21 protein-coding genes are annotated in these 26,724 nt (G+C 40.3%); 12 read left to right on the top strand and 9 right to left on the bottom strand.

The features are described 5' to 3' along the window. Positions 1-233 precede the first annotated feature (233 nt). Both modB and modC read left to right on the top strand, forming a co-directional pair. A complete protein-coding gene (gene modB / locus BS34_RS0109685; RefSeq protein ID WP_029408325.1) occupies positions 234-914 on the top strand; it encodes a molybdate ABC transporter permease subunit in 681 nt (226 codons plus the stop codon). Next, entirely contained in the window at positions 911-2,050 is a 1,140-nt protein-coding gene (gene modC / locus BS34_RS0109680; RefSeq protein WP_051640788.1) for a molybdenum ABC transporter ATP-binding protein, read from the top strand. Before modB ends, modC begins: the two co-directional genes overlap by 4 nt. Positions 2,051-2,097: 47 nt before the next feature. On the opposite strand, the gene BS34_RS0109675 is transcribed toward modC, so the two are convergent. Then, complete coding sequence (locus BS34_RS0109675; RefSeq protein ID WP_029408323.1) at positions 2,098-4,791, bottom strand: cation-translocating P-type ATPase; 2,694 nt, start codon at positions 4,789-4,791, stop codon at positions 2,098-2,100. Between the two features lie 110 nt (positions 4,792-4,901). Beyond that, positions 4,902-5,747 (bottom strand): bifunctional DNA-formamidopyrimidine glycosylase/DNA-(apurinic or apyrimidinic site) lyase, encoded by an 846-nt coding sequence (mutM, locus tag BS34_RS0109670; protein WP_029408322.1) that lies wholly within the window; start codon positions 5,745-5,747, stop codon positions 4,902-4,904. A 414-nt stretch (positions 5,748-6,161) separates the two neighbouring features. Here mutM and BS34_RS0109665 point away from each other — a divergent pair, with 414 nt between their 5' ends. Further along, positions 6,162-6,380: a hypothetical protein gene (locus tag BS34_RS0109665; protein ID WP_029408321.1), complete on the top strand. Its 219-nt coding sequence runs from the start codon at positions 6,162-6,164 to the stop codon at positions 6,378-6,380. 143 nt (positions 6,381-6,523) lie between these two features. After that, positions 6,524-9,238, top strand: coding sequence for a diguanylate cyclase (locus BS34_RS0109660; protein ID WP_233993186.1), 2,715 nt, complete (start codon positions 6,524-6,526; stop codon positions 9,236-9,238). A gap of 425 nt (positions 9,239-9,663) precedes the next feature. On the opposite strand, the gene rpmG is transcribed toward BS34_RS0109660, so the two are convergent. Together rpmG and rpmB are read right to left on the bottom strand one after the other, a co-directional pair. Further along, positions 9,664-9,816, bottom strand: coding sequence for a 50S ribosomal protein L33 (rpmG, locus tag BS34_RS0109655; protein WP_029408319.1), 153 nt, complete (start codon positions 9,814-9,816; stop codon positions 9,664-9,666). A gap of 11 nt (positions 9,817-9,827) precedes the next feature. Further along, the gene (rpmB, locus tag BS34_RS0109650; RefSeq protein ID WP_029408318.1) at positions 9,828-10,064 is read right to left on the bottom strand and encodes a 50S ribosomal protein L28; all 237 of its coding nucleotides are present in this window, start codon (positions 10,062-10,064) and stop codon (positions 9,828-9,830) included. 355 nt (positions 10,065-10,419) lie between these two features. Here rpmB and BS34_RS0109645 point away from each other — a divergent pair, with 355 nt between their 5' ends. Then, positions 10,420-12,342: a PhoX family protein gene (locus tag BS34_RS0109645; RefSeq protein WP_029408317.1), complete on the top strand. Its 1,923-nt coding sequence runs from the start codon at positions 10,420-10,422 to the stop codon at positions 12,340-12,342. A gap of 487 nt (positions 12,343-12,829) precedes the next feature. On the opposite strand, the gene radC is transcribed toward BS34_RS0109645, so the two are convergent. Further along, positions 12,830-13,510 (bottom strand): RadC family protein, encoded by a 681-nt coding sequence (radC, locus tag BS34_RS0109635; protein WP_029408315.1) that lies wholly within the window; start codon positions 13,508-13,510, stop codon positions 12,830-12,832. Between the two features lie 140 nt (positions 13,511-13,650). On the opposite strand from radC, the gene BS34_RS0109630 reads away from it, so the two are divergent. The 4 genes from BS34_RS0109630 (at position 13,651) to BS34_RS13165 (ending at position 17,147) form a co-directional block, all read left to right on the top strand. Continuing rightward, complete coding sequence (locus tag BS34_RS0109630) at positions 13,651-14,037, top strand: acyl-CoA thioesterase (RefSeq protein ID WP_029408314.1); 387 nt, start codon at positions 13,651-13,653, stop codon at positions 14,035-14,037. 569 nt (positions 14,038-14,606) lie between these two features. Then, entirely contained in the window at positions 14,607-15,632 is a 1,026-nt protein-coding gene (locus BS34_RS12685) for a c-type cytochrome (RefSeq protein ID WP_051640787.1), read from the top strand. A gap of 15 nt (positions 15,633-15,647) precedes the next feature. Beyond that, positions 15,648-16,916: an NAD(P)/FAD-dependent oxidoreductase gene (locus BS34_RS0109620; RefSeq protein WP_029408312.1), complete on the top strand. Its 1,269-nt coding sequence runs from the start codon at positions 15,648-15,650 to the stop codon at positions 16,914-16,916. A gap of 105 nt (positions 16,917-17,021) precedes the next feature. Beyond that, the gene (locus BS34_RS13165) at positions 17,022-17,147 is read left to right on the top strand and encodes a hypothetical protein (protein ID WP_255327154.1); all 126 of its coding nucleotides are present in this window, start codon (positions 17,022-17,024) and stop codon (positions 17,145-17,147) included. Positions 17,148-17,185: 38 nt separating this feature from the next. On the opposite strand, the gene BS34_RS0109615 is transcribed toward BS34_RS13165, so the two are convergent. Next, positions 17,186-17,563 carry a helix-turn-helix transcriptional regulator gene (locus tag BS34_RS0109615; RefSeq protein WP_051640786.1) on the bottom strand — a complete coding sequence of 126 codons (378 nt, stop codon included), beginning with the start codon at positions 17,561-17,563 and terminating at the stop codon, positions 17,186-17,188. Positions 17,564-17,876: 313 nt separating this feature from the next. Here BS34_RS0109615 and coaBC point away from each other — a divergent pair, with 313 nt between their 5' ends. The 3 genes from coaBC to betT all read left to right on the top strand — a co-directional run bounded on the left by coaBC (position 17,877) and on the right by betT (position 21,593). Next, complete coding sequence (gene coaBC / locus BS34_RS0109610; RefSeq protein WP_029408310.1) at positions 17,877-19,088, top strand: bifunctional phosphopantothenoylcysteine decarboxylase/phosphopantothenate--cysteine ligase CoaBC; 1,212 nt, start codon at positions 17,877-17,879, stop codon at positions 19,086-19,088. A 113-nt stretch (positions 19,089-19,201) separates the two neighbouring features. Beyond that, positions 19,202-19,555, top strand: coding sequence for a hypothetical protein (locus BS34_RS0109605; protein ID WP_029408309.1), 354 nt, complete (start codon positions 19,202-19,204; stop codon positions 19,553-19,555). Between the two features lie 55 nt (positions 19,556-19,610). After that, entirely contained in the window at positions 19,611-21,593 is a 1,983-nt protein-coding gene (betT, locus tag BS34_RS0109600) for a choline BCCT transporter BetT (RefSeq protein ID WP_029408308.1), read from the top strand. 168 nt (positions 21,594-21,761) lie between these two features. Here the strand turns inward: betT and BS34_RS0109595 are convergent, their stop codons facing one another. From BS34_RS0109595 to BS34_RS0109585, 3 genes are all read right to left on the bottom strand, one after another. Continuing rightward, a complete protein-coding gene (locus tag BS34_RS0109595; RefSeq protein WP_029408307.1) occupies positions 21,762-23,147 on the bottom strand; it encodes an L-serine ammonia-lyase in 1,386 nt (461 codons plus the stop codon). Between the two features lie 210 nt (positions 23,148-23,357). Further along, a complete protein-coding gene (locus BS34_RS0109590) occupies positions 23,358-24,911 on the bottom strand; it encodes a sensor domain-containing diguanylate cyclase (protein WP_029408306.1) in 1,554 nt (517 codons plus the stop codon). A 184-nt stretch (positions 24,912-25,095) separates the two neighbouring features. Continuing rightward, entirely contained in the window at positions 25,096-26,430 is a 1,335-nt protein-coding gene (locus tag BS34_RS0109585; RefSeq protein WP_029408305.1) for an alanine/glycine:cation symporter family protein, read from the bottom strand. Positions 26,431-26,724 lie beyond the last annotated feature (294 nt).

Below are 26,724 nucleotides of genomic sequence, written 5' to 3'. Positions count from 1 at the left end.
CCTTGAGGGTAAAAATTAACCTTATTTTTGTTGTACCCCAAGGGTACTTCCGTTGGGCGACAACTTGCGAATAGCTAGCTATTCCCTGCATTTTCCGCCGCAATAAGGTAAATTTTTTACCCTCAAGGGGTACTTACGCCTATTTTTCTTTCGCACCTATCTCGAGCAAAGGTCTCAAGTTACCAATCTTATTTGAATCATTTATAAGCTCTCACAATTAAGTTAGGACAAAAATGTTAGCAGGTGTCGATTTACAGCCTTTGTGGATTTCCTTACAGGTAGCGTTTTATACCACGATATTATTAATTATTTTAGGTACGCCATTGGCTTTATGGCTAGCTCGAGTACAAGGCATGAAAAAAGCCGTATTTGAAGCGATGGTGGCTTTACCATTAGTGTTGCCGCCTACCGTTTTAGGGTTTTACCTGTTAGTGACGATTGGCCCGGGAGGTCCTATTGGTGAGCTTTGGGCTTCAATGGGGTTTTCACCGCTGCCATTTTCAATGTCAGGTTTGGTTATAGGGTCATTTTTATACTCTTTACCCTTTGCCATTCAGCCGCTTATGAATGGCTTTGAACAGCTAGGTTCACGATCAAGTGAAGTGGCTGCCACCTTAGGCGCAGGGCCAATAGACCGCTTTTTTAGTGTGACCTTGCCACTAACCAGAAGGCATTACTTAGTCGCCGCTACCTTGGCCTTTGCGCATACCATGGGCGAGTTTGGTGTGATTCTAATGATAGGCGGAAATATCCCTGGTGTGACGCAAGTGGCTTCTATTGCTATTTATGATCATGTTGATGCGCTTGAATATTCAGAAGCGCATGTGCTATCAGCCATTATGTTGGGTATGAGTTTAGTGGTGTTAACTATTGTTTATGGGGTTAACCGTCGCATGGAGCTTAAGTTAAGATGACAAAGCCTAAACAGAGCATCAAAAATGCAGAATTAACGGGGCTTTTACAGGGTCAACTCTATTGGCAACGCGGTGATTTCACTTTAGATACCGGTAATTTTGAAATACCTGCGAAGGGGTTAACCGCTATTTTTGGCCATTCAGGCAGCGGTAAAACGACCTTTTTAAGATGCTTAGCGGGTTTTGAAAACACGGCGAAAGGCCAAGTTGTGTTTTCTGACCAGGCCTGGTTACTTAATGGCAAATCAATGCCCATTTATAAACGCCAGTTAGGTTATGTGTTTCAAGAAGCCAGTCTTTTCTCGCATTTAAATGTAGAAGACAATTTACGTTATGGCCTAAAAAGGGCACAAAAAAAGTCACCAGGCCTGGTAGATATTGAATTTGAACAGGTTATTGAATGGTTGGGTTTAGCCGATTTATTAAATCGCAATACAATCACCTTGTCAGGAGGAGAGCGCCAACGTGTGGCGATTGGTCGCACATTATTATCGCAGCCTAAAATTCTTATGATGGATGAACCCATGGCCGCCTTAGACTTGTTTGCCAAACGCGCGATTATGCCGTATTTGGAACGCTTGCGAGATGAGTTAGCGATTCCAATTTTATACATCACCCATTCACCCGAAGAGGTAGAACGTTTAGCGGATACGGTGATTTTTATGCAACAAGGCCGCATCACTTCGATAGAGCCGATTGAACCCGCATTAAATCGACCCAATACGCCGCTCTATCAAGGGGCTGAGCCGCGTTCGGTTTTGTCTGCCAAGGTGGTTGAAAAGTTTGATGATGAGGGCTTAACTCGATTACAGGTCGGAGATGCAGAACTGTTTGTGCCGTCCGTTGAAGACGCACAAGCGAATCAAATGGGCGGGCAGGTTCGTGTTGTTATCTCTGCCAAACAGGTGAGTTTGCTGTCTGAGCAACCCTCTCAGACCTCAATGTTAAATCATTTAGCCGTCACCATTGAAAGCATTGATACACATAATGAGTATAGTTATCTGCTGAAGCTTCGAGTTGAGAATGAGCCTTGGCCACTGCTAGCACAAGTGACCAAACGCTCACACAATAAACTGAATTTGCAAGTTGGACAGGCCTGGGTGGCGGCGATTAAATCAGTGTCGATTCTCAATTAAGCATCGCTGAGCTCCGAGGCGATGATGCCTAAGCTTATGACCACAATTTATAACCATTTTAAGTTAAAAATACTGTTAATTGCAGACAGCAACAGAACCGGTAAGGCGCCCACTAAAAACGCCAATCCAAGATGTTCTGGATTCAACGGCAAGGTGCCCAACAGCAAATTGCCGAAAGGCGTATAAACCATCATTAACGATAATAAACCGGAGCCGGCGACCGCCACTAATAAAACTCGATTCCCAAACGGATTGCGACGGTAAATATTGGTGGTGGTTCGGCTATCAAAGACCTGTACCAGCTGTCCAAAAATTAGGGTCATAAATGCTAAGGTTTGCGCATAGGATTGCTCTAAACCAAGGTTGATGGCGTAGATAAACATCCCGTAAGTCACGGCCCCCATAATCAAACCACGAACTAGAATAGTCTGCCCTAATCGCCCGGAGAAGAAACTCTCATGTTTGGCTCGTGGTGAGCGTTCCATCACATTATCTTCGGCGCCATCCACCCCCAGCGCTAAGGAGGGTAGACCGTCACTGATTAAGTTAATCCATAAAATCATCAGTGGGGCAAGCGTCAGCAGTGGTTCTTCCACGATTAAAATAAACGCGAATAGCAGGGCGGAGACTTCACCGACATTGGTGGTTAAATCTTGGCGAATAAACTTTCGAATATTGTCATAGATGCGTCGCCCCTCTTTGACCGCCTCGACAATGGTGGCAAAGTTGTCATCCAGTAAAATTAAGTCGGCCGACTCTTTGGATACCCCAGTTCCTGTAATTCCCATTGCCACACCCATATCCGCTGTTCGTAATGCTGGGGCATCGTTGACGCCGTCGCCGGTCATGGCTACCACATGGTCGTGTTTCTGCAACGCTTGCACGATTCGTAACTTGTGTTCAGGGGTCACACGAGCAAATACCGAGGTCTGTTCGACCTGTTCATACAGATCATCATCTGACATTTTAGAGAGCGTTTTACCTTCCAATACCGGAGCATCACTGTCGCTGATAATGCCCATTTTAAGAGCAATGGCTTTGGCGGTAATGGCATGGTCTCCGGTAATCATAGAGACTCGAATCCCAGCAGAGTGGCAAGCAGAAACCGCTTCAATGGCTTCCGGTCGAGGCGGGTCGATAATGCCAAAAATACCAGCTAAAAGCAGATTGCTTTCTAACTCTTCATAACTGAGTTCTAGGTCGCTAAGCTCTAATTTACGGTAGCCAATCGCCAGTGTGCGCAGGGCTTGATTGGCAAAGTTCTCAACCACTCCATGAATTTGGCACTGATCGCTGAGCATATCGCCCAAACCGTCTTTCAGTTGTACCGCAATGCTGTTTTGTATCATCACATCCGGCGCACCTTTGACAATTAACCAGTGCTGCTGCTGGTGATCTTTGACGATGACACTCATCATTTTTCGTTTGGAATCAAAAGGGAAGGTTTGCACCACTGTGTAGGCGTTTTTGGCGATGTCTTTGGTCATGCCCATTTTGGCGGCGGCGACTAAAATAGAGCCTTCGGTTGGTGAGCCAATGATGCTGTGTTTGCCGTCGTTTTCGACATGTTGGGCTTCATTGCAGAGCACAGCTAGTGTCATCATATATTCGAGATTATGAATCTCTTTATGGGCAATCGGCGTGTGGTTATGGTCTAAAAACTGGCCGACGGGTTGGTAGCCTTTTCCTTCGAGGTGATAGTAGTTTCCAGCTGTCCAAAGTTGGGTGACCTGCATTTTATTTTGGGTCAGGGTGCCGGTTTTATCCGAGCAGATAATGGAGGTTGAGCCTAAGGTTTCAACTGAAGCCAGTTGTCGAACGAGGCCATTGTTGCGCATCATTCGGGTCGCCCCTAAGGTCAAGACAATCGTTAAAATCGTCATTAAGCCTTCTGGTGTCGCGGCCACCGCCAAGGAGATTCCCGTCGTCATTAAAACTGACCAACTCATGCCATGCATTAAACCGATGCTGATGACCACCATGACCACGATTAACGCAGCCATGATTAAGACTTTAGAGAGACGGTGAACTCGGGCTTGTAAGGGGGTGAGATGAGTGCTGGCAGTTTGCATTAAATCGGCGATTTTTCCAACTTCGGTGTGCATGCCGGTGTTCACCACCACACCCAAACCTTGGCCTTCTGTCACCGCAGTGCTCATAAACGCCATATTTGATTGGTCGGCAATCGGTAGGTCGGCTTGTTGAATGGAATTGCAATGTTTGCCAACGGGTTCGGATTCGCCGGTTAAAGCGGCTTCGTCAATTTTTAGTTGTTGGGTATCCAGCAGTCTTAAGTCGGCGGGAACAATGCTACCGGCATCCAGTCTAACGATGTCTCCTGGAACCAGTTCGGAAGCCGCCAGGGTTTGCCACTGTTGATTTCGCAATACAATGCATTGCGGTGCGGCCATCTGTTTGAGTGCATCGATGGATTTTTGTGCGCGGTATTCTTGGATAAAACTGATGAGTGCGTTGATTAGAATAATCACGGTGATGGCAATGGCGTCGACCATGTGAGCGGTGATAAACGACAGCACCGCACCAAACATCAAAATAATCAGCAAGGGGTTTTTAAATTGGCTTATCAACATCCAAACCCCTGACACCGACTTTTGAGCCACAATTTGATTTAAACCAAATTGGGCTTGAGCATCCGCAATGTCTGTTTCATTTAAGCCGGTTTGAAGGTCGCTTTTGAGCGTTGTCATGACCTGCTGTGGGTCTTGTTTGAACCAATCCATCTTTTTCACCCTTGTGATTGTTGCCAGTGTTAAAAAACCAGCTTGTTGCTTGCATTGTTAATCACAGGTGAATGCTCGTCAATGGGGTGACATTGGATTTCATTAAAAAGTCATGAGGATTGGGTACGTTTCTTTTTCTGACAGTTTGGGCAAAAATAGCTAGCACGTTGATTCAGAATCATACGTTCTATTGTTGTACCACAAACAGTGCAGGGCTTGCCTGCTTGGTCATAGACATTTAATTTCTGTACAAAATAGCCTGGCTTACCGTCGGGTGATAAAAAGTCTTTCAAGGTGGTTCCGCCTTGTTCAATGGCTGCGGCTAAAACCTTTTTAATGTTTTCAGCTAAAAGCGTGCATTGCTTTTTTGTCAGTTTACTGGCTGGTTTTTGTGGATGGATTTTGCTCATAAACAACGATTCATTGGCGTAAATATTGCCGGCTCCAACCACAATATGGCTATTCATTACAAAGCTTTTAATGGCAACTTTTCGATGACGAGATTTTTGATAAAGGTATTCACCATTAAAGTCATCCGATAAGGGTTCTGGCCCGAGTTTACCGATTAGTTTATGGTTGCTAATGTCACCCTCTTTAGCATCATGCCATAAAACTGCGCCAAAACGCCGTGGATCATTTAAGCGAACCACAAAGCCATTCGCTAATCCAATATCAACATGGTCATGTTTAAGTAAAGCCGTTTCTTTAGGCAGTATTCTTAAATTGCCAGACATTCCTAAATGTATCAGTAAAGTTCCTGCTTTAGTCTTTAGCAGAAGGTATTTTCCTCTTCGATCAATGGACTGAATTACCAGGCCTGGTAACTTGTTTGAGAGGCTTAAATCGATTGGCCAGCGTAATTGTGGATTACGAACAATAAAATCAGTAATCGTTTGTTTGTTCGCTTTGGGGGTTATTCCTTTACGAGTGGTTTCTACTTCGGGTAATTCAGGCATAGTTTTGAGTGATTGAATTTATATAAGAAACTCATATTGTAATCAAAGCGTGAAAAAAGCGTTAGAAATCTGTCAAAGTTTGGTTGTGGTTTTAGGCATAAAATTTGTTTAATGAGACCTTTGCACGAGATAGGTGCGAAAGAAAAATGAGGGAAAATTTTCCTGATTGCGGCGGAAAACGCAGGGAATAGCTAGCTATTCGCAAGTTTTTCAACAAAAATCGGGGGAATTTTAACCATTTTTACTCGCGCATACTCTCGTGCAAAGGTCTCTTAATGATTAATAACGGTTTTTAAAGGTGCTTTATCAATATTTGTGCTTTCCTGCCGTTAAATTAAATAGAGATTGACTCATTGAGACCTCTGAACGCCATTTGTGGGAAAGGTCTCTAATTAAGCTGATAACGGAGATAAAATGAATACCTCTAACTATTATGTAGAGTTTGATGGCAGTGACTATATTGTGCTTTTTGGTACCAATGTAGTTGCCGCCTTTGCAAACTCAGATGAGGCTTATAGTGCAAAACGAAGCTTTGAAGAGCGGCCGGTGATTCAACAACAAGATAGAACGCCTCCCGCAATGAAAGTCGCCAAAGCACTATATTACTCACAACTAAACGCTCAATTAGCCTAAGACAGCTTGGGTATGATTAGAAATCTTACGTATCATTCAAAATAATCAGTATTTCTATACAAAGCTTTTTAATTTTTAAAACTATGAATTCAGGTTAAATTTTTTTATACTTGGAGTTTAATTAACTCATACGAGTGTGTTTAATGAAACCTAGCAATTGGTTGCCAGAGAAATTCTTCTCTATTTTTTTTATGGCATGGTTTCTATTTGCTTTTTCTTCGATTGCCAATTCCTCTGATGTTCAAACCACAACCGCTTTAAAAAACAGTAAAACGTTAACCCCTATAAAACTTCAAATAAATTGGAATCATCAATTTCAGTTTGCAGGTTTTTATGCCGCTATTCAACAAGGCTACTATCAGCAAGCAGGCATGGATGTAAATATGATTAGCTGGAAGCCAGGATTAGTGATGACCGATGAGGTCATTTCTGGACGAGCTGATTTTGCTGTGGCTAAGGGTAACGTTATTACCGACTATGCAAAGGGCAAGCCGCTTTCTTTGGTTATGGCCTCTTTTCAGTATTCGCCTTTGGTTTTGTTGGCGCATGAACCTACCTCTGATTTAGCTCAGCTTTCTGGTAAATCCGTTATGTATGATGGAGGTATACAGATTGCTGGTTTACTTCATACAGCCAAACCAAAATTAAATAAAGTCATCAAAAAGATTAAAAGTTCTGGAAATATACAGGATTTTATTGATCATAAAGTCGATTATTATACCGCCTATGCCACTAATGAGCCTTATCGATTAAAACAGTTAGGTGTGCCATTTTATGTGTTGGACCCAAAAACCTATGGTGTGCAAACTTATGGTGATTATGTGGTGACATCACAAAAAATGGCCATGTTATACCCCAATAGGGTAAAAGATTTTAAAGATGCCACTATCAAAGGCTGGCAATACGCTATTGCCCATCAAGAAGAGATTGTTGATTTTATAATAAAAAATTACCCCGTCGTTAAATCTCGTGATGCCTTATTGGCAGAAGCCAAAATGACGACTGGCTATGTGCAATCAGGTAGTGTGTCTATAGGCAATGTGTCACCTATAAAATTACAGGCAGATGCTGCTACTTTTCAAGAATTGGGCTTTATGACTCAGGCCGAACTGGACGCATTAAAACCGAAAGACTTTATTTTTAATGACAATCAGAGCCCTTATTCAAAACAAGAAATCGATTACTTAAAAAACCATCCTATTATTAAGCTAGGCAGTGACCGTGATTGGGCTCCTTTTGAGTTTTATGATACTCAGCATGGCTATACTGGGCTGTCCGCAGATTATTTTAAGATTTTTGAGAAGAAACTCGGGGTAAAGTTTAAGGCTGTATTTTCTGATTCATGGGCTTCTGTGGTTAAGATGGCTAAAAATGGTGAGTTAGCAATGTATTCCTGTGCGGTACCTTCGCCAGAGCGTAAAGAGTACATGAATTTTACTCAGCCTTATCTGTCGTTTCCAATGGCCTTAGCAAGTGTTGATGCGATTCAATTTGTGGATCAATATTCACAGCTAGAAGGTCATACCATCGCTGTTGTTAAGGGGTATTGGTCTCACGAAATATTGGCGAATGATTATCCCAAGGTAAAATTGTTAGTGGTTGATAATATTGTTGATGGCCTTAATGCATTGGTGGATGGCCGTGCCGATGGTTATTTAGGAAATTTGGCGAGTATTAACTATAGCGCTGAAAAATATGGTTTAGATGGGGTGAAAATTGTTGGGCAGTTTCCTGAGCGTTTTGAACTAGCGATGGGGGTGCAGAAATCAGATCCCATTTTATTTAGTATTATTCAAAAAACGCTTAATTCAATTACCCCAGAGGAGCGCAAAACCATTTTTAACCGCTGGGTTCAGCTTGAGGTGGTTAATGAATTAAACAAAAAACAGCTATGGCAGATTTTTGTTCCTGTTGTTCTGGTTATCTTGAGTCTTCTTGCTTTAGTGGGTATTTATGCCTTTCAAAAGAGTAAGCAAAATTCTTATATTGGAGAGATTCATGAACTTTCTTATGCCACTGTAATTGATGTAGCGACGCTAAAAATTATTTGGAGTAGCCAATCTTTTGCGGAGTTATCAGGTTATTCTCCAGACGAGTTAGTCGGTATGCCTTATCTCAACCTTTCTTGGAAAGGGTTAGAGGATAAAGAAATTAAATATATCTATACAAAACTGATAAGTGGTTTTTCATGGTCTGGAGAAATGCATGCAAAAACCAAAAAAGGCACTTCATATTGGGTTGAATTAACCCTCACGCCTAAAAAGAATGTATTTGGTCAAGTCAAAACTGTTTTGGCAACACGAGTAAACATTACAGATAAAAAACGTTTGGAGCAATTATCGGTTACGGATGAACTCACAGGACTCTATAACCGTCGTTACTTTAATGAAGTGATTCAATCAGAAATTAAGCGTGCCCAGCGAGACCAAAGAGCAATGAGCGTGGCTATGTTGGACATTGATTTATTTAAAAAAGTAAACGATACCTATGGCCACCAGTTCGGTGATGAGGTGCTTAAACAAATATCTAAAGAATTAAAATTACATTTTCATCGAGCGAGTGATTTTGTTTTTAGAATGGGGGGCGAGGAGTTTCTTATTATTAGCGCATTTAAAGAAGAGACGCAATTTAATGCCTATTTAGAAGCATTTAGAGAACAGATTCAGGCGCTTAATATCAAAAATGAACAAGCCCCATTAAAAGTGGTGACAATCTCAGTGGGTGGTCTTTATACTCAAGCTGATAAAGAGATGGATTTCGAAGCTATTCTTAAACGTGTTGATGACATGCTCTATCGGGCAAAAGAAAAGGGTCGCAACAGAGTAGAAATGTATAAAAACACACCCGCTAAGGTATAGCCAGGTATTTAATAAAGGCCTAGGTTTATAAGTTTGGGTATATGTATTTTATGATTGATTAAACAAATCTTTTAACCACGAAGACACGAAAGCACGAAGATTTCTAATATCTAATACCAACTTAAATTTAGCCAATAACCAAACTAAACGTATAACCAAACTAAACATAATAAATTAATCGCTTTTACACTTTACAAATGCAGAGCTTCAGAGCTTATAGGCATGACTTAAGATCGTTAGGCTATGATTTTCGAATCACTTTTATTTATTTTTTATCTTCGTGCCTCTGTGTCTTCGTGGTTAATTTTTACAATACTGGATAATCAATCACAAAATACGGATACCCATAAGTTTTAGGTATTTTTTAGGCATAAAAAAACCCGGTCTTTTGAACCGGGTTGGTCTCAAATCTATCTGGGTAAGACTTATTTGATTTTTGCTTCTTTGAACAAGACGTGTTTACGAACTACTGGATCGTATTTCTTGATCTCGAATTTTCCAGCCATGTTTCTTTTATTTTTATCAGTTGTATAAAAATAAGCAGATTCAGTTGACTGTAATTTGATTTTATCGCGCATGGTTAGTCTCCTTAGACCTTCTCACCACGTGAACGCATATCTGCGATCACAGCGTCAATTCCGTTTTTATCAATGATACGCATGCCTGCAGCAGTAACGCGTAACTTAACAAAACGACTTTCAGCTTCAGACCAAAAACGATGCGTGTGCAAGTTTGGTAAGAAACGACGACGTGTTTTACGGTGAGAGTGAGAAACATTGTTACCTACGACAGGACGTTTCCCTGTAACTTGGCATACTTTAGACATTTCACAATCCTTCTTAAAAACAGTTTAAAACCTTTAAATAGGTTTTAAATAAATAAAAATATTCGAATATTTCTATATTTCATTACGTTATGTGGGTAACGTTAAAAATAAGAAGCGGAATTATCCACAAATTAAGCATCGATTGCAAGTTTATATTTCAACTGTTTATGAATTAAGAGGTTTTGATGGAGGGTTTTTAATAGAAAGAATGATGAAAAGCTTACTTTTTCACTAAATAGTAATAATTTAGTGAATGAAATCAGTAGATAATATTCAAATATTTAATCAAGGATTTGTACGCTCTACTTATCGTGCAATATTCTTAATGTATCCAATTTAATTAATGGTAATGGCAATGTTTAAAAAGAATCAGTCGCAAAATCATACACAAAACACTCTATCTCTTTCGGCAGATGAGATCGATGAAATCGTTCGTCCAGCACCTGAGAAAACCGATTTTGATGAGGTCGTTGAAAAAGCAATGTCACGACGTGACTTTTTTAAGGGTGGAGCTTTGTTAGTGGGAACCGGCTTATTTGCAAAATCCACCTTAGTAGCCGCCATGTCAAAAAATCAGAAATCAGAGTTTGATATCTATGCTTTTGAAAATGTACCTGCGAATAGTAAAGATACCATTACTTTACCTAAGGATTATCAATGGAAACCACTTGTTAGTTGGGGTGACCCATTGTGGTCCAAAGCAAGTCAGTTTACTAATACTGAAGATTTTGTAGCAGAAAATCAAGAGTGGGCTTTTGGTGATAATAATGACGGCATGAAACACTTTACGATTGATGGCCGAGAAGTGCTGGCAATTAATCATGAGTATGTGAATATGGCCTCGTTTTTTCATCATCATGAAAGCAAATCGCCTCAAACAAAGGATGATATTGTAAAAACCCAGCAAGCTGTTGGGGTGTCGATTGTTGAAGTGAAAGAAGGTAAAGATGGCTGGCAGGTTGTTAAGGATTCTGAATTTAATCGCCGAATTACTGCGTTAACCCCAATGCAAATCACTGGGCCGGCACGTGGTCACAATTTAATGAAAACTCAGCATGACCCTCAAGGTATTCAATCTTTTGGAACCTGGGCTAACTGTGGTAGCGGTAAAACGCCTTGGGGAACCTATTTAACGTGTGAAGAGAATTTTAATGGCTATTACGGCAGTAAAAATGATTTGGTTAAGGTGAGTGATGAATTAAAGCGATACGGATTGTTTGCAAAAAACTATGGTTACGATTGGCATTTAGCGGATGAGCGTTTTGATTTAGAGAAGACACCAAATGAACCTAATCGTTCAGGTTTTGTGGTGGAAATCGATCCAGCTAATCCAAACAGCACACCAAAAAAACGTACAGCTTTAGGGCGTTTTAAACATGAAAATGCTGAGATGGTGATTGCTGATAATGGCCAAGTGGTGGTTTATTTAGGGGATGATGAACGTGGTGAGTATCTATACCGTTATGTTTCTAAAAATCGTTATCACAAAAATGCTGACATCGATGATTTGATGGAAAACGGTACTCTCTACGTTGCTAAGTTTAATGAGAATGGCTCTGGAAGTTGGATTGCGTTAACTAAAGAGGCAACGGGAATGGATATGGCAGAGATATGCATTCATACACGTCAGGCGGCCTCTAAGGTGGGGGCAACCACAATGGATCGACCAGAGTGGATTGCTGCAAATCCCCATAAAGCAGAAGTCTTTTGTGCTTTAACCAATAACAAAAATCGAGGCATTAAACCTAACGCTGGGGGCGATGCTCAGCCAGTAGGTGGGGTTAATCCTCGTCAAGAAAATCACTATGGTCAAGTCGTTCGTTGGGTACCCAAAAATAATGACCATATAGCAGACAGTTTCAGTTGGAACTTATTTGTGCTGGCGGGCAATCCAACGGTACATAAAGAGGGACTTTATGCGGGTTCCAAAAACGTGAACAGTGATAATATGTTCAATTCACCAGACGGTATTCACTTTGACAGCCAAGGTAAGTTATGGATTCAAACCGATGGTAAAACTTCTAATAAAGATGAGTTCGCCGGTATGGGTAATAATCAGATGTTACTGGCGAATCCAGAAACGGGTGAAATTAAACGGTTTATGGTTGGGCCTCAGGAGTGCGAGGTTACCGGGTTTAGTTATAGTGAAGATGGTAAAACCATTTTTGTCGGTATCCAGCACCCTGGTGACAAAGGAAATTCAACCTTTCCATATGGGGGTGTTGCACGTTCCACTGTAATTGCGATTTCTCATAAAAAAGGTTATCAAATTGCTTAGTGAAAGCCTTGCCTGAGTGTAAGGCGTGAAATCTTAGGTGTAAAAGTTTCAACTTAATCTGACAAGACACCAGCTAATTACTAACCTAGCTTGATGAAAAATTCATTATCAGATTTGAGTTATTTTCTACTTTTGTGATGCTTAATATTGAAGCTTGGGCAAACGCCTTAAGTCCCCTTGTAATAAATGGTACAAGGTTCTTAGCGTAGTGAACGGTAAAAAAACGCTGCTGTTTGAGTACCCCAAGGGCATTTCCTACGGGGCACCAGCGAGTTCAGCGTTTTCAGTTCACAAGCTTAGAACTTGTCCATTTATGGAGTGGGGTTTGTTTTTTCTTGTCTCTGCAGCCAAGTTCTTCGTTTGGTTACTTTTTGCCAAATTGCAAAAAGTAACGGGAAGTCTATGTGACAATATTTAAGGCAAAGATTTATATTTAAAAAGGCTTCTCAATCGCTGTTCTGTCGGATTAAATCTAAGCTTTTACATATTAGGGCATTTGATTATGCTGTGCTAGTGAATGCCAGCGGCCTTTATCGCCAATAATAATATGGTCTAAGGTTCTTACTTCAATCAGTTCAAGTGCCGAGCTTAAAGATTGGGTAAGTAGAATGTCAGCCTGGCTTGGGGTTGGATCGCCGGAAGGGTGGTTATGTGCCAAAATAACGGCTGCTGAATTGGCACTTAAAACCGCTTTTACGACCTCTCTTGCATGCACTTCAGCTTGATTTAGAGTGCCTTCAAAGAGTATTTTCAGTTCAATCAACTGATGTTGTTGGTCTAATAGTAATATGGCAAAACGTTCTCTTGTTTGGTGAGAGAGTTCGTGTGATAAATAATTTGCGACGAGCTCTGGACTGGTAAATGCATCACTTTTTTGTAATCCTGATTCAAAGTGACGGCGTGACATTTCTAACACAGCGCGCATTTGAACATACTTGGCTTGACCAAGCCCTTTAGCTTTACAAAACTCAGTTTCATTGGCATTAAGCAGGTTATGCAAGCTGCCAAATTCATTTAGTAGGTCTTGAGCTAAATCTACGGCACTTTTTCCTTTGACGCCGACTCTTAAAAAGATGGCTAATAATTCTGCATCTGAAAGATGTTGTTCTCCAAACTTAATCAGCTTTTCTCTTGGTCGGTCATTTTCGTGCCAATCGGTAATTGCCATCTGTTAATTCCACATTAAAACGGATTTTGGTAATATGTAGGCCGGTTTTCCAAACTTTACCAGGCCTGGTAAGTCGTCGTTATTCATAGTCGACTAAATATAACCCAAATCAATGTTAGGTAAAAGAGCGTATTTAAGCAATGTTTAAAATAGAGATGATAGTTCGTGACTACGAATGTGATATTCAAGGTGTGGTAAATAATGCCGTTTATCAAAATTATTTAGAACACAGTCGTCATGATTATTTGCTCGCTAATAATGTCGATTTTGTGCAGTTAGCCAATGCTGGGATTCATTTAGTTGTAGTGCGTGCCGAGTTAGACTACAAGCAATCGCTTAAACCTGGTGATGTTTTTTATATTACCGTTGAAATGGAAAAAGAGTCACGAGCTAAGTATGCCTTTATACAAAAGGTTTACCGTAGTGCAGATGATAAACTCATGTTGCAAGCGCGCACTTTAGGGGTGGCGTTAAATGAGCGTGGTCGACCAACCGCTTTTGAAGCCTTAGACAATATATCATTGTGATACCTTTGCACGATACTACTAACTCGGCATTAGCCGAAAAACAATCAACACATAAATAACAGCTATAATCCTCTATCTTGAGGCTAAACAATCTAAAGAATTCTCTCTTGCTTTGTGCACTCTTGCCCCATGTAATATGCAAAGTGTAAATAGCAATAAAATTCAAACCATCTCACCAACCCTCTTTTATTTAGGACTGATTTTACAATGATAGCGGTTTATTCGTATTTTTAGAATGACGGAACTGCGCCCTAATTTTGGGTAAATAGATACATACATTAGGGGCTCTTGGTACATTTGTCCTGTAAGACATTTGCCCACTATTCTTTGGGGTTTTAATCTTCTAAGATTGAGTCAACTTTTTAAAAAAGTGAACATGAAAATCTTAATCCGAATAGTTAACAAATTTTAACTGACCTTGTTTGTTACTGCATTAGACAAGAACTATTTACTCAGTTGGTGGTAATCGTCGATACGAAACGCCTTCGGAAATATTCTTGTGAAAATAATGCCAGTCACAACAGCAGAAAAAATTCAAGAAACATTCGGGTTGAAATTAAGGAACGGTTATGAAACTTTATAAAGCCCCATTTATTTTATCCAGCCTAACCATGGCTGTAATGTTAGCATCATGTGGCGGCGGTGGTAGTGATTCAACTACGACATCGACATCTACATCTACCTCAGCAAGTGTTGTAACGGGTACCGTGCCAGGTACTCTGATTGAAGCATTTTGTGCTGATGGAACCTTTTACTCGGAAAATTCTACAAATAATGGTACCACTAAGCACCCATTTTCAATCTCTTTACCCAGTAATGTAGATTGTAGATTGGTGATGACAACCAACGAAAATGATCCCGTTAAACGTGTGGTAACACCCATTAATTTAGATAACAATGGCACGATTAGTGGCCTGATAAACTTATCTGGCGATATCGATTTAGGCCATGTACCTCTTGCGCTGAATGCACCTAACGTCGATTTAAACCACGATGGAGTAGAGGATACACCTTTAAAGGTCAGCATTAGCTCAGCTTCCGTTACCACAAAACAAGTGACCTATGACCCGTTAGATACCGATGGTGATGGGATTCCAAATGTCTATGAAGATGATGACAAGGACGGCGTTAGTAATCATTATGATAATGATTACCTAAGCAGTCGCAAAAGGGATGACCGTGATGGCGACGGAATTAATGACCTTTATGATCGCGATAATGATAACGACGGTTTAACCGATGATCGCGATAATGATGATGATAATGACGGCATAAAAGATTCAGAAGAAGTCGATCATGACGATAGTCAAGATACCAACGCCTCCACCAGCACTGTTCCAACTCCTGTACAAAATTACACCGCCACAACTGGGCGTTTATTGGTATCGCAATGTGCGCAGTGTCATGGCACTAATGGTCAATCTGTGACTAGCTGGGACAGTATTACTGGCGAAGCTAATGAATTGGCAAGCGAAATGTTTGATCAGGGCGGAATTATGCTCGCTCAAGCACATGGTTATTCATCAACTGAAATTCAAGCGATGGCAGCATGGTTAGGCTCACAGCCTAATGCTTCTAATGACCAAGATAACTAATAGAGGATTGCAGTAATGATTACACGATTATCACGTAGAAGTTTGTTAAAAGCACTGGGTTTAGGGGTGGTTACAGGTTCAATGCCAGGTTTGGCGCATGCTGTAACGGCTAATATCCCTCATGTTATTGTTGTGGGCGGTGGATTTGCTGGTGCAACGGCGGCTAAATATTTAAAAATGTGGGGTGGTTTAGGCGTTCAGGTTACGCTGATTGAAGCCAACCCTACTTATGTATCTCCGATTTTAAGCAACCTGGTGTTAAACGGTCAAAAAACGACCTCAGGGTTAAGTTTTGGCTATGCTAGTCATAATCAAAAATATGGGGTCAATATCATCCATGCCACGGTAGATTCTATTGATAAAGTTAACCAAACCGTAAGTCTATCAAACGCGCAAAATTTAGCTTATGACCGTTTGATTTTAGCCCCTGGAATTGAATTTGATGCAGTTCAAGGCCATGACTTTAACAAGGTTCCACATGCTTGGAAAGCGGGTGCACAAACGAATCTATTAAAGACACAAATTGATGCTATGGTTGATGGGGATAACTTTGTTATGACTATCCCATCCGCACCTTATCGTTGCCCTCCCGGCCCTTATGAACGTGCTTGTGTGGTGGCAGATTATTTACAAAATACCAAAGGTTTGAGCAATTGTAGCGTAACGGTTTTAGATGCCAATCCAGCCATTACTGTTGAAGCCACAACTTTTGGCAACGCCTTTACAAATTATGGGGTAACTTATATTCCTAATGCGGTTGTGCAATCTGTCGATTCTAATAATAAAACGGTTACTTATAGTGTAAATGGTGGAGCAGCGCTAAGCCTTTCTGCAACAACCTTAAATGTCATACCCAATCAAAGAGCAGGGCAGATCATTTTTGATACGCAGTTAAATAACGGAAAGTGGGCTCCCGTGAACCCATTAAACTATGAATCCACTTTAGCCAGCAATATTCACATTATTGGTGATTCTCAAGCTACAGGGCAACCTAAAGCGGGTCATATTGGTAATTCAGAAGCCAAAGTATGTGCCGATGCAGTATTGCGTAGCTTGAAAAACATAGCACCTGACCCTGCACCCAAAACCAATTCGGCCTGTTACAGCCCGATTTCATCTAATACCGCGTCTTGGTTAACAGCAGTTTATCAATACAACAGTGGTACCAAGCAGATGGAGTTAGTGCCTGGAGCAAGTTATCCTGCCTCAGAAGGTGCAACAACAGGCAATTACAGCAATATGTTTAACTGGTCTGGGAATCTGTTTCAAGATACTTTTGCCTAATTTATCTAACCTAATTTATCTAATTTGGGGTTTTTATCTTAAGAGACCTTCGCACTTACTCGTGCAATGGTCTCAATTATGAGATTCCAATTGTTTTGTTTTTTTGTGTTAGTAAACATTGAGCCTTGGACAAACGACTTGATTCCTATTGGAATGAATGGTGCAGGGTTCTTAGTGTTGTTAAAGGTTAAAAACTCTGAAGTTTCTCGTCTCTACAGCCGAGTTTTTTAATTCGTGAAAAGGTCTCTGTAAATATCTTTTAAAAGGTGCTACACAATCAACAAATCTTCAAAAAAGTACGCAACTAGTTCATGTCGTCCAGCTATTTTGGCTTTTTTATAAAGGTTTGACGCTTGCTGGCGAACCGTTTTCTCTTTGGTCTCTCTTACGGTTGCAATTTCATCCAAAGAGAGCCCTTTTAATAACAGTAGTGCTACCTCTTTTTCAGTTTGCGTAAAATTCCACTCTGCGAACTGAACTTGAATAATTTTAGAAAATTCCCCCATCAACTTTTTGGTTTGATGTTGAGCATTATTAAGGGCTTCTTTTGTTTCTGAAAGGTTAGAATCTAACTCTTGAATTGCCCTTTTTTGTTTCCAGGATGTAAAGATTAATATCGCGAATGCAGATAAGGACATTAAGCCCATTATCAATTCCAAAGTAATGCAAAAATTTAAGCCACCCTCCTCAAAAAAATCAATAAAAAAAATCAATAAAAGAGATGAGAAACATGGCGATAAATACCAATATACTAAACCGGGTTGCATTCATAAGTTAATGGTCTTATTTTAAATATTGTTGACAGAAAATCAGTCTTTTTATTTAAAACTGAGTATCATAAAAACTGTTGGGCATCTCAATTAACTTAGTGAAACACAGAATTTGGCGTTACCTAAATTCATCAAGAGCCGTTAATTGTTCATTCTACCTTTTAAACCTGAAACGAGTCTTAAAAAAATTATGAAAATACTTATAGGTGTTACCGGCGGCATTGCAGCCTATAAATCTTTAGAACTGACTCGTCTGTTTATTAAGGCAGGGCATGAGGTTCAGGTGGTGATGACGACGGGTGCTAAGGAGTTTATTCAGCCTTTATCGTTTCAAGCTTTATCTGGCAACCCAGTAAGAGACAGTTTGTTTGATGCCAATCAAGAAGCAGGGATGGGGCATATTGAATTAGCTCGTTGGGCAGATGTGATTGTGGTGGCGCCAGCTTCGGCAGAAACCTTGGCCAAGTTTAGAATGGGACGCGCAGACGATTTGTTAACGACTTTGATTTTAGCAACCGAAAAACCTATTGTGTTAGCTCCCGCTATGAACCGTTTAATGTGGAGCAATGCAGCTACCCAAGAGAATGTTTCTATCTTAAAACAGCGTGGTTGGACTTTGTTGCAACCGGGTTCAGGAGAGCAAGCTTGTGGTGAGATAGGTGAGGGCAGAATGCCAGAACCGCAAGAGATATTTGATGCGGTAATGAATGTTGATCAACAACAAAAACAAAACTACCAGGCCTGGTTAAATTTAAAACAATTTTGGAATGGTAAATCTCTACTCATTACCGCAGGGCCAACCTACGAGAATATTGATCCAGTGCGTTATATTGGCAATAGAAGTTCAGGAAAAATGGGTTTTGCCATTGCTGAAATAGCGGCTAGAGCGGGAGCTAATGTCACCTTAATTGCTGGGCCAGTTCAATTAGCAACACTTGATAAAGTAAAGCGTATTAATGTGCGTTCTGCATTAGATATGTTTGAGGCTGTTAAGAAAGAGTATGCTCAAAACAGCTGTTTTATTAGTGCGGCAGCGGTTGCAGATTTTAGAGTGGCAGAGATTGCTGAGCAAAAAATCAAAAAGCAGGCTGATAATGAAAATATGACGCTTGAATTGATTAAAAATCCTGACATAGTTGCGTGGGTGGCTCAACAAGCAGACAAACCATTTGTAGTAGGGTTTGCCGCAGAAACTCAAAACGTCATTGAGTACGCCAAAAACAAATTAAAGCGTAAAAATTTAGACATGATTTGTGCTAACCAGGTGGGTGAAAATCAAGGTTTTGAATGTGACGATAATTCACTGACTGTTATTACCGATTCTCAGCAACAAACATTTCCAAGTTCATCTAAGTATCAACAAGCAATCGCTTTGTTAAACTCTATTTCTGAAAATAATTAAGATTATATTCCCCTCTCTCCTCTCTCTATAGACCCTACGGACACGCTGTCTAATATCTGTTTTTAGGGTTTTCGGCACAAAACTTTAAGTTTAGTACGTTTGAATACGAGGTTTTGATTTGTTATGGTACAAATGTTGATGGCATTGCCAGTAAACAGAAAACTACCCGTTATTCGTTTGAAGTGGGCCGCACTTCTGGAAACTGGAGGTATTACTTAGACGCCACTTGGGCAGATTCAAGCACCAAAGGTAATATCAATAATATGATTGCCCCCTATGATGGTCCTGGTTGGATTTATGCTGAATACTTAATTCAAAATCGTTATGGCGATGTGGTAAGTGACAAATATATGAGTTTGGTGCTCTTTATCTTTCTATGGATTGGCATTACTAATACATACTTTTTGTTTTTAACGTCATATTTTTTAGAAATTTTATTTTATAAAACCAGTATTAATTGGTTTTAATTTACAAGGGCGGAGAACGCCCAATAGCAACAAAGCAAGCACAAAGGTAAATCCAATGAGTGAAGTCGAAAAAGTTGAAGCCGCAAAGTTAAATCCAGCGGTGTTTTTTAGTGCCTCTGGTATCATCGTTTTATTATTAATTTATACCTCTTTTATGCCTGAACAAGCAGGTTCGTTTTTTAAAACTTTACAAAGTTTGCTGGTTGATAACGGGGGTTGGTTTTATATTCTGACTGTTGCCATACTTTTTATTACCGTTGTATTTTTAGGCTTGTCTCGTTACGGTGAAATTAAACTGGGGCCTGATCATTCCACTCCTGACTACACGGATATTACCTGGTTTTCAATGCTGTTTTCTGCGGGAATGGGAATTGGTTTAATGTTTTTTGGTGTGGCTGAACCCGTTATGCATTTTTTGGCTCCTCCAGTCGGTGATGCCGGCACTGTAGAAGCGGCTCGAGAGGCTATGCGAATCACATTTTTTCACTGGGGACTTCATGCTTGGGCTATTTACGCTATTGTTGCATTGATTTTAGCCTTTTTTAGTTACCGTCACGGTTTACCGCTAACTCTACGTTCGGCCTTGTATCCGCTTATAGGTGAAAAGATATATGGTCCAATTGGGCATGCGGTTGATGTGTTTGCGGTAATAGGAACCGTATTTGGTATTGCAACCTCTTTGGGTTACGGCGTTCTGCAAATGAACACGGGTTTAAACTATTTATTTGGTATCCCTGTGGATACGCTTTCGCAGTCATTGTTAATTTTGGCCGTCATGTCATTGGCTGCAGTGTCGGTTGCAACGGGGTTGGATAAGGGAATTCGCCGTCTTTCTGAATTGAATATGAGTTTGGCGGTTCTGTTGATGTTATTGGTGCTAGTTTTAGGATCTACAGTCTTTTTACTGCAAGCGATGATACAAAATGCAGGTGCTTATTTATCAGATATTATTAGTGCGACTTTTAATCTTTACGCCTATAAAAAGACGGATTGGATAGGTGGTTGGACTATTTTTTACTGGGCTTGGTGGTTAGCGTGGGCTCCTTTTGTTGGGTTATTTATTGCACGCGTTTCTCGCGGCCGTAGCATTCGTCAGTTTGTTATTGGCGTATTATTTGTACCAGTAGGCTTTAGTATGATCTGGTTTACCGTTTTTGGTAATTCCGCTATTGATATGATTCTTAATCAAGGTTTAAGCAGTCTTGGTGACCAAGTGTCTAGTGATGTTTCCCTAGCGTTATTTGTATTTTTAAATCAATTTCCATTTGGTTCCGTGCTGTCGGGCATTGCCATTGTTATGGTGATAATCTTCTTCGTCACCTCGGCAGACTCGGGTGCATTGGTCACCAATATGCTGTGTTCAAATGGTCGTGATGACACACCAATGTGGCAGCGTATGTATTGGGTCGTTGCTATTGGATTGATTGCAGTGATTTTATTGATTGTGGGTGGTTTAGGTGCCTTGCAAACCATGACTATTGCCAGTGCTATGCCGTTTTCGATTGTATTATTAATGACCACTTACGGATTGATTAAGGCTCTACGTGTAGATATTGCTAAGCGAGATAGTTTACTCTCAAATGTCTACCCTGTTCCAAGTGAAAATGGTGATAGTAGTTGGAAAGATCGTTTACATAATATTGTAGATTATCCAAGTCGCTCTGCAGTAGGGCGTTATATTCAAACAGTTGTTAGTTCGGCCTTTAATGACGTGGCGAAAGAATTAAAAGAGCAAGATCTAATTGTGGAAGTCGAAAATGAAAAAGACCTTGATAGAATACGCTTGATTGTTCGCCATGGTGAAGAGATTGATTTTATCTATGAGGTACGCAGTCGTTCACATTTACGTCCTGAATTTACTCAAGAAGAGATACCATCAGATGAAATGGATGAGAGTGCACATTATTATCGTGCTGAAATTCATTTACGTGAAGGTGGGCAGGATTACGACGTAATGGGGTGGTCAAAAACCGCTATTATCAATGACATTATTGACCACTATCATAAGCACATGCACTTCTTGCATGTATTACGATAGCTTGCTTGCGAGAATTTATGTTCAAGAACTCATTGTATTAGCGAGTTAAATCAGTGTTGATAAAACCTCAAGTCATAATAATCTATTGGCTTGAGTTTTTTAGGTTAGATTCTTTTGATGATATCTAGTGATTTGGTCAAGATTGGTAAAATGATTGGGCTGAGTTAATCAACACTCCACCCAGGTAACGGCTAATCCTCCTAAAGAGGTTTCTTTGTATTTGTGAGACATTTCATCGCCGGTTTTTTTCATGGCGGCAATGCATTTATCTAGTGGCATAATATGTTCACCATCTTCACGTAAAGCAATGCTGGCGGCAGTAAAAGCTTTAATGGCACCAAAACCATTACGTTCAATGCAAGGAACTTGTACCAGGCCTTTTACGGGATCGCAGGTCATGCCTAAATGATGTTCTAATGCCATTTCAGCGGCCTGTTCAATTTGCATAACCGTGCCGCCGCGTACCGCACATAAACCTGCCGCCGCCATCGCAGAGGCAGAACCGACTTCTCCCTGACAGCCAACTTCAGCGCCAGATATTGAACTTTTATGTTTAATTAATCCGCCTATGGCGGCTGCGGTAAGTAAAAAGTTTTTAATATCTTCTGGCGAGCCATTCTCATGATTTACAAAATAGTATAAAACTGCGGGAATCACTCCGGCCGCTCCATTGGTTGGGGCGGTTACGACCATATGGCCAGCGGCATTTTCTTCATTGACAGCCATTGCATAGGCACATAACCAATCGTTAGAACTGACTGGGTTATCATCATCTAAAAGGTGCTGGTATAGATTTTTGGCACGACGTTTTACGTGTAATCCACCGGGTAAAATCCCTTCTGTTTTTAACCCATTTTCAACACAGTTATTCATGGCTTGCCAAATTTGGTTTAACTGGTTGTTAAGTTCATTTAAAGACGTTTCACAAACCTCATTGGCTTGTTTCATCTCTGCAATACTCATGTTATGTTCTTCAGCCATTTCTAGCATGGAAGCGGCCGAGTTAAAAGGGTACTTAAATTGACTTGCAGGTTGGCCTTTAATAGGGGCTTCTACCTTATCAATCTCGGCTAAAGTAGAGATAAAACCACCACCAATTGAAAAATACGTTTCACTTAAAACTAGCTGATTATCTTTATTAAAACATTCAAAAATCATACCGTTTGGGTGCTGCGGTAAGGGGGCTTTGTAATCAAAAATAATGTCTTTAGGTGGGTAAAAACCAATGCTGATTCGATTGTTTAGGGTAATGGATTGGGTTTCCCAAAGTTCAGAAATTAAGTTTTGTACATTAGTTTGCGCTAAGTTTTCAGGCAGGTAGCCATGCATACCTAATGCCACCGCTCGATCCGTGGCGTGGCCATGGCCAGTAAAGGCTAAAGAGCCTTTTAAGGTACACTTAATTTGCAGTGAATTTGCAGTATTTAATGCGGAATGGTTTATTTCGTCTTGTACGGTGTTTAAAAAGGCTTTTGCAGCCACCATTGGCCCCATTGTGTGTGAGCTGGATGGTCCTATACCAATTTTAAAAATATCTAAGGCACTAATAAACATAAAAAAACCAATCTAAAAGTAGGAAGTTACGATTTATCATACATGGGCAGTAAAACGATGAAAAGAAACAAAACGTTATGCAGGTTATAAGTGATTGCTAAATTTTATAGAATTGGTATAGGGGTATGAATAGCAATAGGAATCTTCTTAGTAATAATGTCTTTAGCAAAGTCTTTAGTAAAGTCATTAGTAAAGTCATTAGTAAAGTCATTATCCCGGTTGGTATATATAAGTGGTGTCTCTTCCTTTGTCTTTAGCTTGATATAAGGCTTTGTCTGCATGGTTAATGACATCTTCTAAGCCATCATTTGGCTGTTGTAAGGCAACACCAATACTGGTGGTAAATTTAATGACTGTATTGCCATCTTGCTTTGAGATAACTTCTGCTTGATGTATTTTTTCGTGAATACGATTGGCGACATCCAATGCTGACTGGAGATTGGCTTTGGGTAAAAGAATAAGGAATTCTTCACCACCCCAGCGACTAATAATGCTCTCTTCTCGGTTATTTGATAATAATATTTGGGCCAGTGTTTTTAGTACTTGATCTCCGGTTGCGTGGCCGAACTGATCATTAATGGTTTTAAAAAAGTCTAGGTCTAAAAGAAGGACGGCATAACCTTTTTTATCTCGTCTTAAATGTGCAATAGGCTTTTCAGCAAGTTTAGCAAATCCGCGTCGATTGTATAGTTTGGTTAAGGAGTCAATCAGCATAAGGTTTCTATTACGAATTGAAACACAATATAGTTCTATGGATAGAAAACTGAGAACTAATCCAAGCATAATTAAACTGAATTGAAAAAGGGATTTTTTTAAAGCTTCTAGCCAGAGTTGTGATTTGGTTATTTGGTGGACAATATAGAGCTCATTATTAATGACTGAGGTCATATAAATTAGTTGGCTATTATAGGAAAACCATGCGCTTTTATCCTGGGTTTTATTGCAACCCAGAGAGGAGCCTATCTCGCTTGCTTTTATGCTGGCAGTGATGATGTTGTTTTCATCAACCAGTATAGAGCTCTTGATAGTTGAATCAACGGCGAGTAATGCATCCATCTGTTGGGTGCTAATATCAATAGCCGCGATGCCTTTGAATTCGTCATTGTGAAAAATGGGATTGGAAAGAGTGATCATCATACCTTTGCCAGCGCCATCTTTATATACATCACTAATAATCATACGGTGTTTTGGATTGTTTTCTGGTATTGCCTGCACCCAAAACGGTTTTGTGTATTGCTCGGCATTAAATTGAAAGTCTTTTAGACTGTGCTTGGGTGAGATGTATAGAAAATGGTTTTTAGAAATGTAATAAGCCCAAGCGGTCAATTTTAAATTATAGGTAAGCGGCTTGAGAATTGGATCCATGGACAAACTTGCCGCAATTTCTGACAAAATTTCAGGATTTTTTAGGTCAATATCCTTCAAAACGTGCAGGGTTCCAGTTGAACGACTCGCGTTATTTATATCTAAACTATAAAGATTATATTCTGGATAGAAGCGCAGTTTTTTGGCTATTGATGTTTGTAGAGAAAGCTGATTCTTAGAATTTAGTAGGCTTTCAATACCGAGTTTTAGTGAATCGCTTGAAACACTCATAAAACTCATATATTGACGTAACAGGTCAGCACGGTTATCTACCGTAATCTGGTTTTTTGATTTAATCAGTTCGACTTGCTTAAAGAAATTTTGAGTGCCAAGCATAATGGCAAGTAAGGTTAACCCTAATGGAAAATACCATTTTTTTTTGGATTGACACAGCGACATTCAATGAGCCTTAAAAAGAAAATCTTAGAAGAATTTTAAATTGCAATCTTATCAGAATATATAGAACGATAGTGAATTAAATAAGAATAGGAGTAGAAATGTAACGGGCTTGCATAAGCCCGTTATTTAGAAGTGATTTCTTGAGACCTATCTCATGCAAAGGTCTCTTATTATTAGGTTGTTATTAATTATCTCGGGTTAATTTAACGATTACGGGGGCAAGTACCAATAAGGCAATTAGGTTTGGAATGGCCATAAGCGCATTTAAAACGTCCGCTAATATTAATACCGTATTAAAGTAATCAGACAGCGCGGCACCCGCAAAAACAGCAATAACCCATAACACGCGATAGCCAGTAATGACTTTTGTTCCTGCAATATATTCGGCACATTTTTCACCGTAATAACTCCAGCCCACTAAGGTCGTAAAAGCAAAGATCGCTAAACCAACGGCAACAACGACTGCACCAAGATCAGAACCTAATCCGGTAGTAAAGGCTAGAGCGGTTAACGGCGAACCCGTTTCGCCACTAGTCCAAACCCCCGTTACCATAATGACTAATGCAGTCATGGTACAAAGAATAATGGTGTCAATAAATGTTCCAAGCATAGCAATATGACCTTGCTCTACCGGATTATTCGTTTTGGCTGCCGCGTGAGCAATTGGCGCCGTTCCTAAACCGGCTTCATTGGAAAATACACCTCGTGCCACACCAAATTGAATGGCTAGGATAATGCTTGCTCCTGCAAAACCACCAGCCGCAGCACTGCCTGTAAAGGCACTTTTAATAATGGTATTAAAAGCACCAGGAAGAGCATCGGCATGCATAATTAAGATATAAAGTGAAAAACCGATATAAAGTACTGCCATAATCGGCACTAATGCGGTGGCTGTATGAGCAATACGTTTAATACCACCAAACAACACTAATCCAACCAATACCATTAATACCAGGCCTGTTAGTTGATTATTTATATCAAAGGCACTTTGCATGGCTCCAGCGACAGCATTGGCTTGAACCATATTACCAATACCAAATGCGGCGATGGTTCCAAATAAGGCAAATGCAAAACCGAGAGGTTTCCACTTTTCACCCATCCCGTTTTTAATGTAATACATGGGGCCACCAACATGGCAACCTTCGTCATCCACTTCACGATATTTGACGGCCAACACTGCTTCACTGTATTTAGTAGCCATACCAACTAAAGCGGTCATCCACATCCAAAAAATTGCGCCAGGCCCACCAATAAATAAAGCCGCAGCAACACCGGCAATATTACCGGTACCTACCGTGGCGGCCATGGCGGTCATTAAGGCGCTGAATGGAGTAATGTCACCTTCTTCTTTTGATTTTCGGCTTTTCCAAAGTAAGCTAAAAGCATAAAAAAGATGACGAAGTGGCAAGAACTTAAGACGAATCGTTAGATATATGCCTGTACCTAATAACAATACGAGCATGGCAGGCCCCCAGGCCAAACTGCTCGCGGTAGAAAGAATGCTGCTAATGTTTTCCATAAAAATCCTAAATCTTTTGGGTTTGTTGATTTTTTGTAGTTTGCTTTGGTGTCTATTTGAGACCTTTTCACGAGATAGGTGCGAAAGAAAAATGAGAGAAAATTTGCCTGATTGCGGCGGAAAACGCAGGGAATAGCTAGCTATTCGCAAGTTTTTCAACAAAAATCGGGTGAATTTTTACCCTCAAGGGGCACCTAGAACCATTTTTATTCGTGCATACTCTCGTGCAAAGGTCTCTTTTTACAAAACACCAGAATCTTTATCGTCGTTGATAAGTTTAAGTAGGGAGAACTT

This window comes from Thiomicrorhabdus sp. Milos-T2, from assembly GCF_000702325.1.
In the GTDB taxonomy this organism is placed as follows: Bacteria; Pseudomonadota; Gammaproteobacteria; order Thiomicrospirales; family Thiomicrospiraceae; genus Thiomicrorhabdus.
The sequence above is the reverse complement of the archived record's forward strand: the minus strand, read 5'-3'. Positions and strand labels throughout refer to the sequence as shown.

Excerpts from the sequence above, each read along its gene's own strand:
- BS34_RS0109595 (WP_029408307.1), bottom strand. The coding sequence starts at position 23,147 with ATGTTTATTAGTGCCTTAGATATTTTTAAAATTGGTATAGGACCATCC.
- BS34_RS0109585 (WP_029408305.1), bottom strand. The coding sequence starts at position 26,430 with ATGGAAAACATTAGCAGCATTCTTTCTACCGCGAGCAGTTTGGCCTGG.
- BS34_RS0109590 (WP_029408306.1), bottom strand. The coding sequence starts at position 24,911 with ATGTCGCTGTGTCAATCCAAAAAAAAATGGTATTTTCCATTAGGGTTA.
- BS34_RS0109630 (WP_029408314.1), top strand. The coding sequence starts at position 13,651 with ATGTTTAAAATAGAGATGATAGTTCGTGACTACGAATGTGATATTCAA.
- mutM (WP_029408322.1), bottom strand. The coding sequence starts at position 5,747 with ATGCCTGAATTACCCGAAGTAGAAACCACTCGTAAAGGAATAACCCCC.
- modC (WP_051640788.1), top strand. The coding sequence starts at position 911 with ATGACAAAGCCTAAACAGAGCATCAAAAATGCAGAATTAACGGGGCTT.
- radC (WP_029408315.1), bottom strand. The coding sequence starts at position 13,510 with ATGGCAATTACCGATTGGCACGAAAATGACCGACCAAGAGAAAAGCTG.
- BS34_RS0109665 (WP_029408321.1), top strand. The coding sequence starts at position 6,162 with ATGAATACCTCTAACTATTATGTAGAGTTTGATGGCAGTGACTATATT.
- BS34_RS0109620 (WP_029408312.1), top strand. The coding sequence starts at position 15,648 with ATGATTACACGATTATCACGTAGAAGTTTGTTAAAAGCACTGGGTTTA.
- betT (WP_029408308.1), top strand. The coding sequence starts at position 19,611 with ATGAGTGAAGTCGAAAAAGTTGAAGCCGCAAAGTTAAATCCAGCGGTG.
- modB (WP_029408325.1), top strand. The coding sequence starts at position 234 with ATGTTAGCAGGTGTCGATTTACAGCCTTTGTGGATTTCCTTACAGGTA.
- BS34_RS0109615 (WP_051640786.1), bottom strand. The coding sequence starts at position 17,563 with ATGGGCTTAATGTCCTTATCTGCATTCGCGATATTAATCTTTACATCC.
- rpmB (WP_029408318.1), bottom strand. The coding sequence starts at position 10,064 with ATGTCTAAAGTATGCCAAGTTACAGGGAAACGTCCTGTCGTAGGTAAC.
- BS34_RS0109660 (WP_233993186.1), top strand. The coding sequence starts at position 6,524 with ATGAAACCTAGCAATTGGTTGCCAGAGAAATTCTTCTCTATTTTTTTT.
- coaBC (WP_029408310.1), top strand. The coding sequence starts at position 17,877 with ATGAAAATACTTATAGGTGTTACCGGCGGCATTGCAGCCTATAAATCT.
- BS34_RS12685 (WP_051640787.1), top strand. The coding sequence starts at position 14,607 with ATGAAACTTTATAAAGCCCCATTTATTTTATCCAGCCTAACCATGGCT.
- BS34_RS0109675 (WP_029408323.1), bottom strand. The coding sequence starts at position 4,791 with ATGGATTGGTTCAAACAAGACCCACAGCAGGTCATGACAACGCTCAAA.
- BS34_RS0109645 (WP_029408317.1), top strand. The coding sequence starts at position 10,420 with ATGTTTAAAAAGAATCAGTCGCAAAATCATACACAAAACACTCTATCT.
- rpmG (WP_029408319.1), bottom strand. The coding sequence starts at position 9,816 with ATGCGCGATAAAATCAAATTACAGTCAACTGAATCTGCTTATTTTTAT.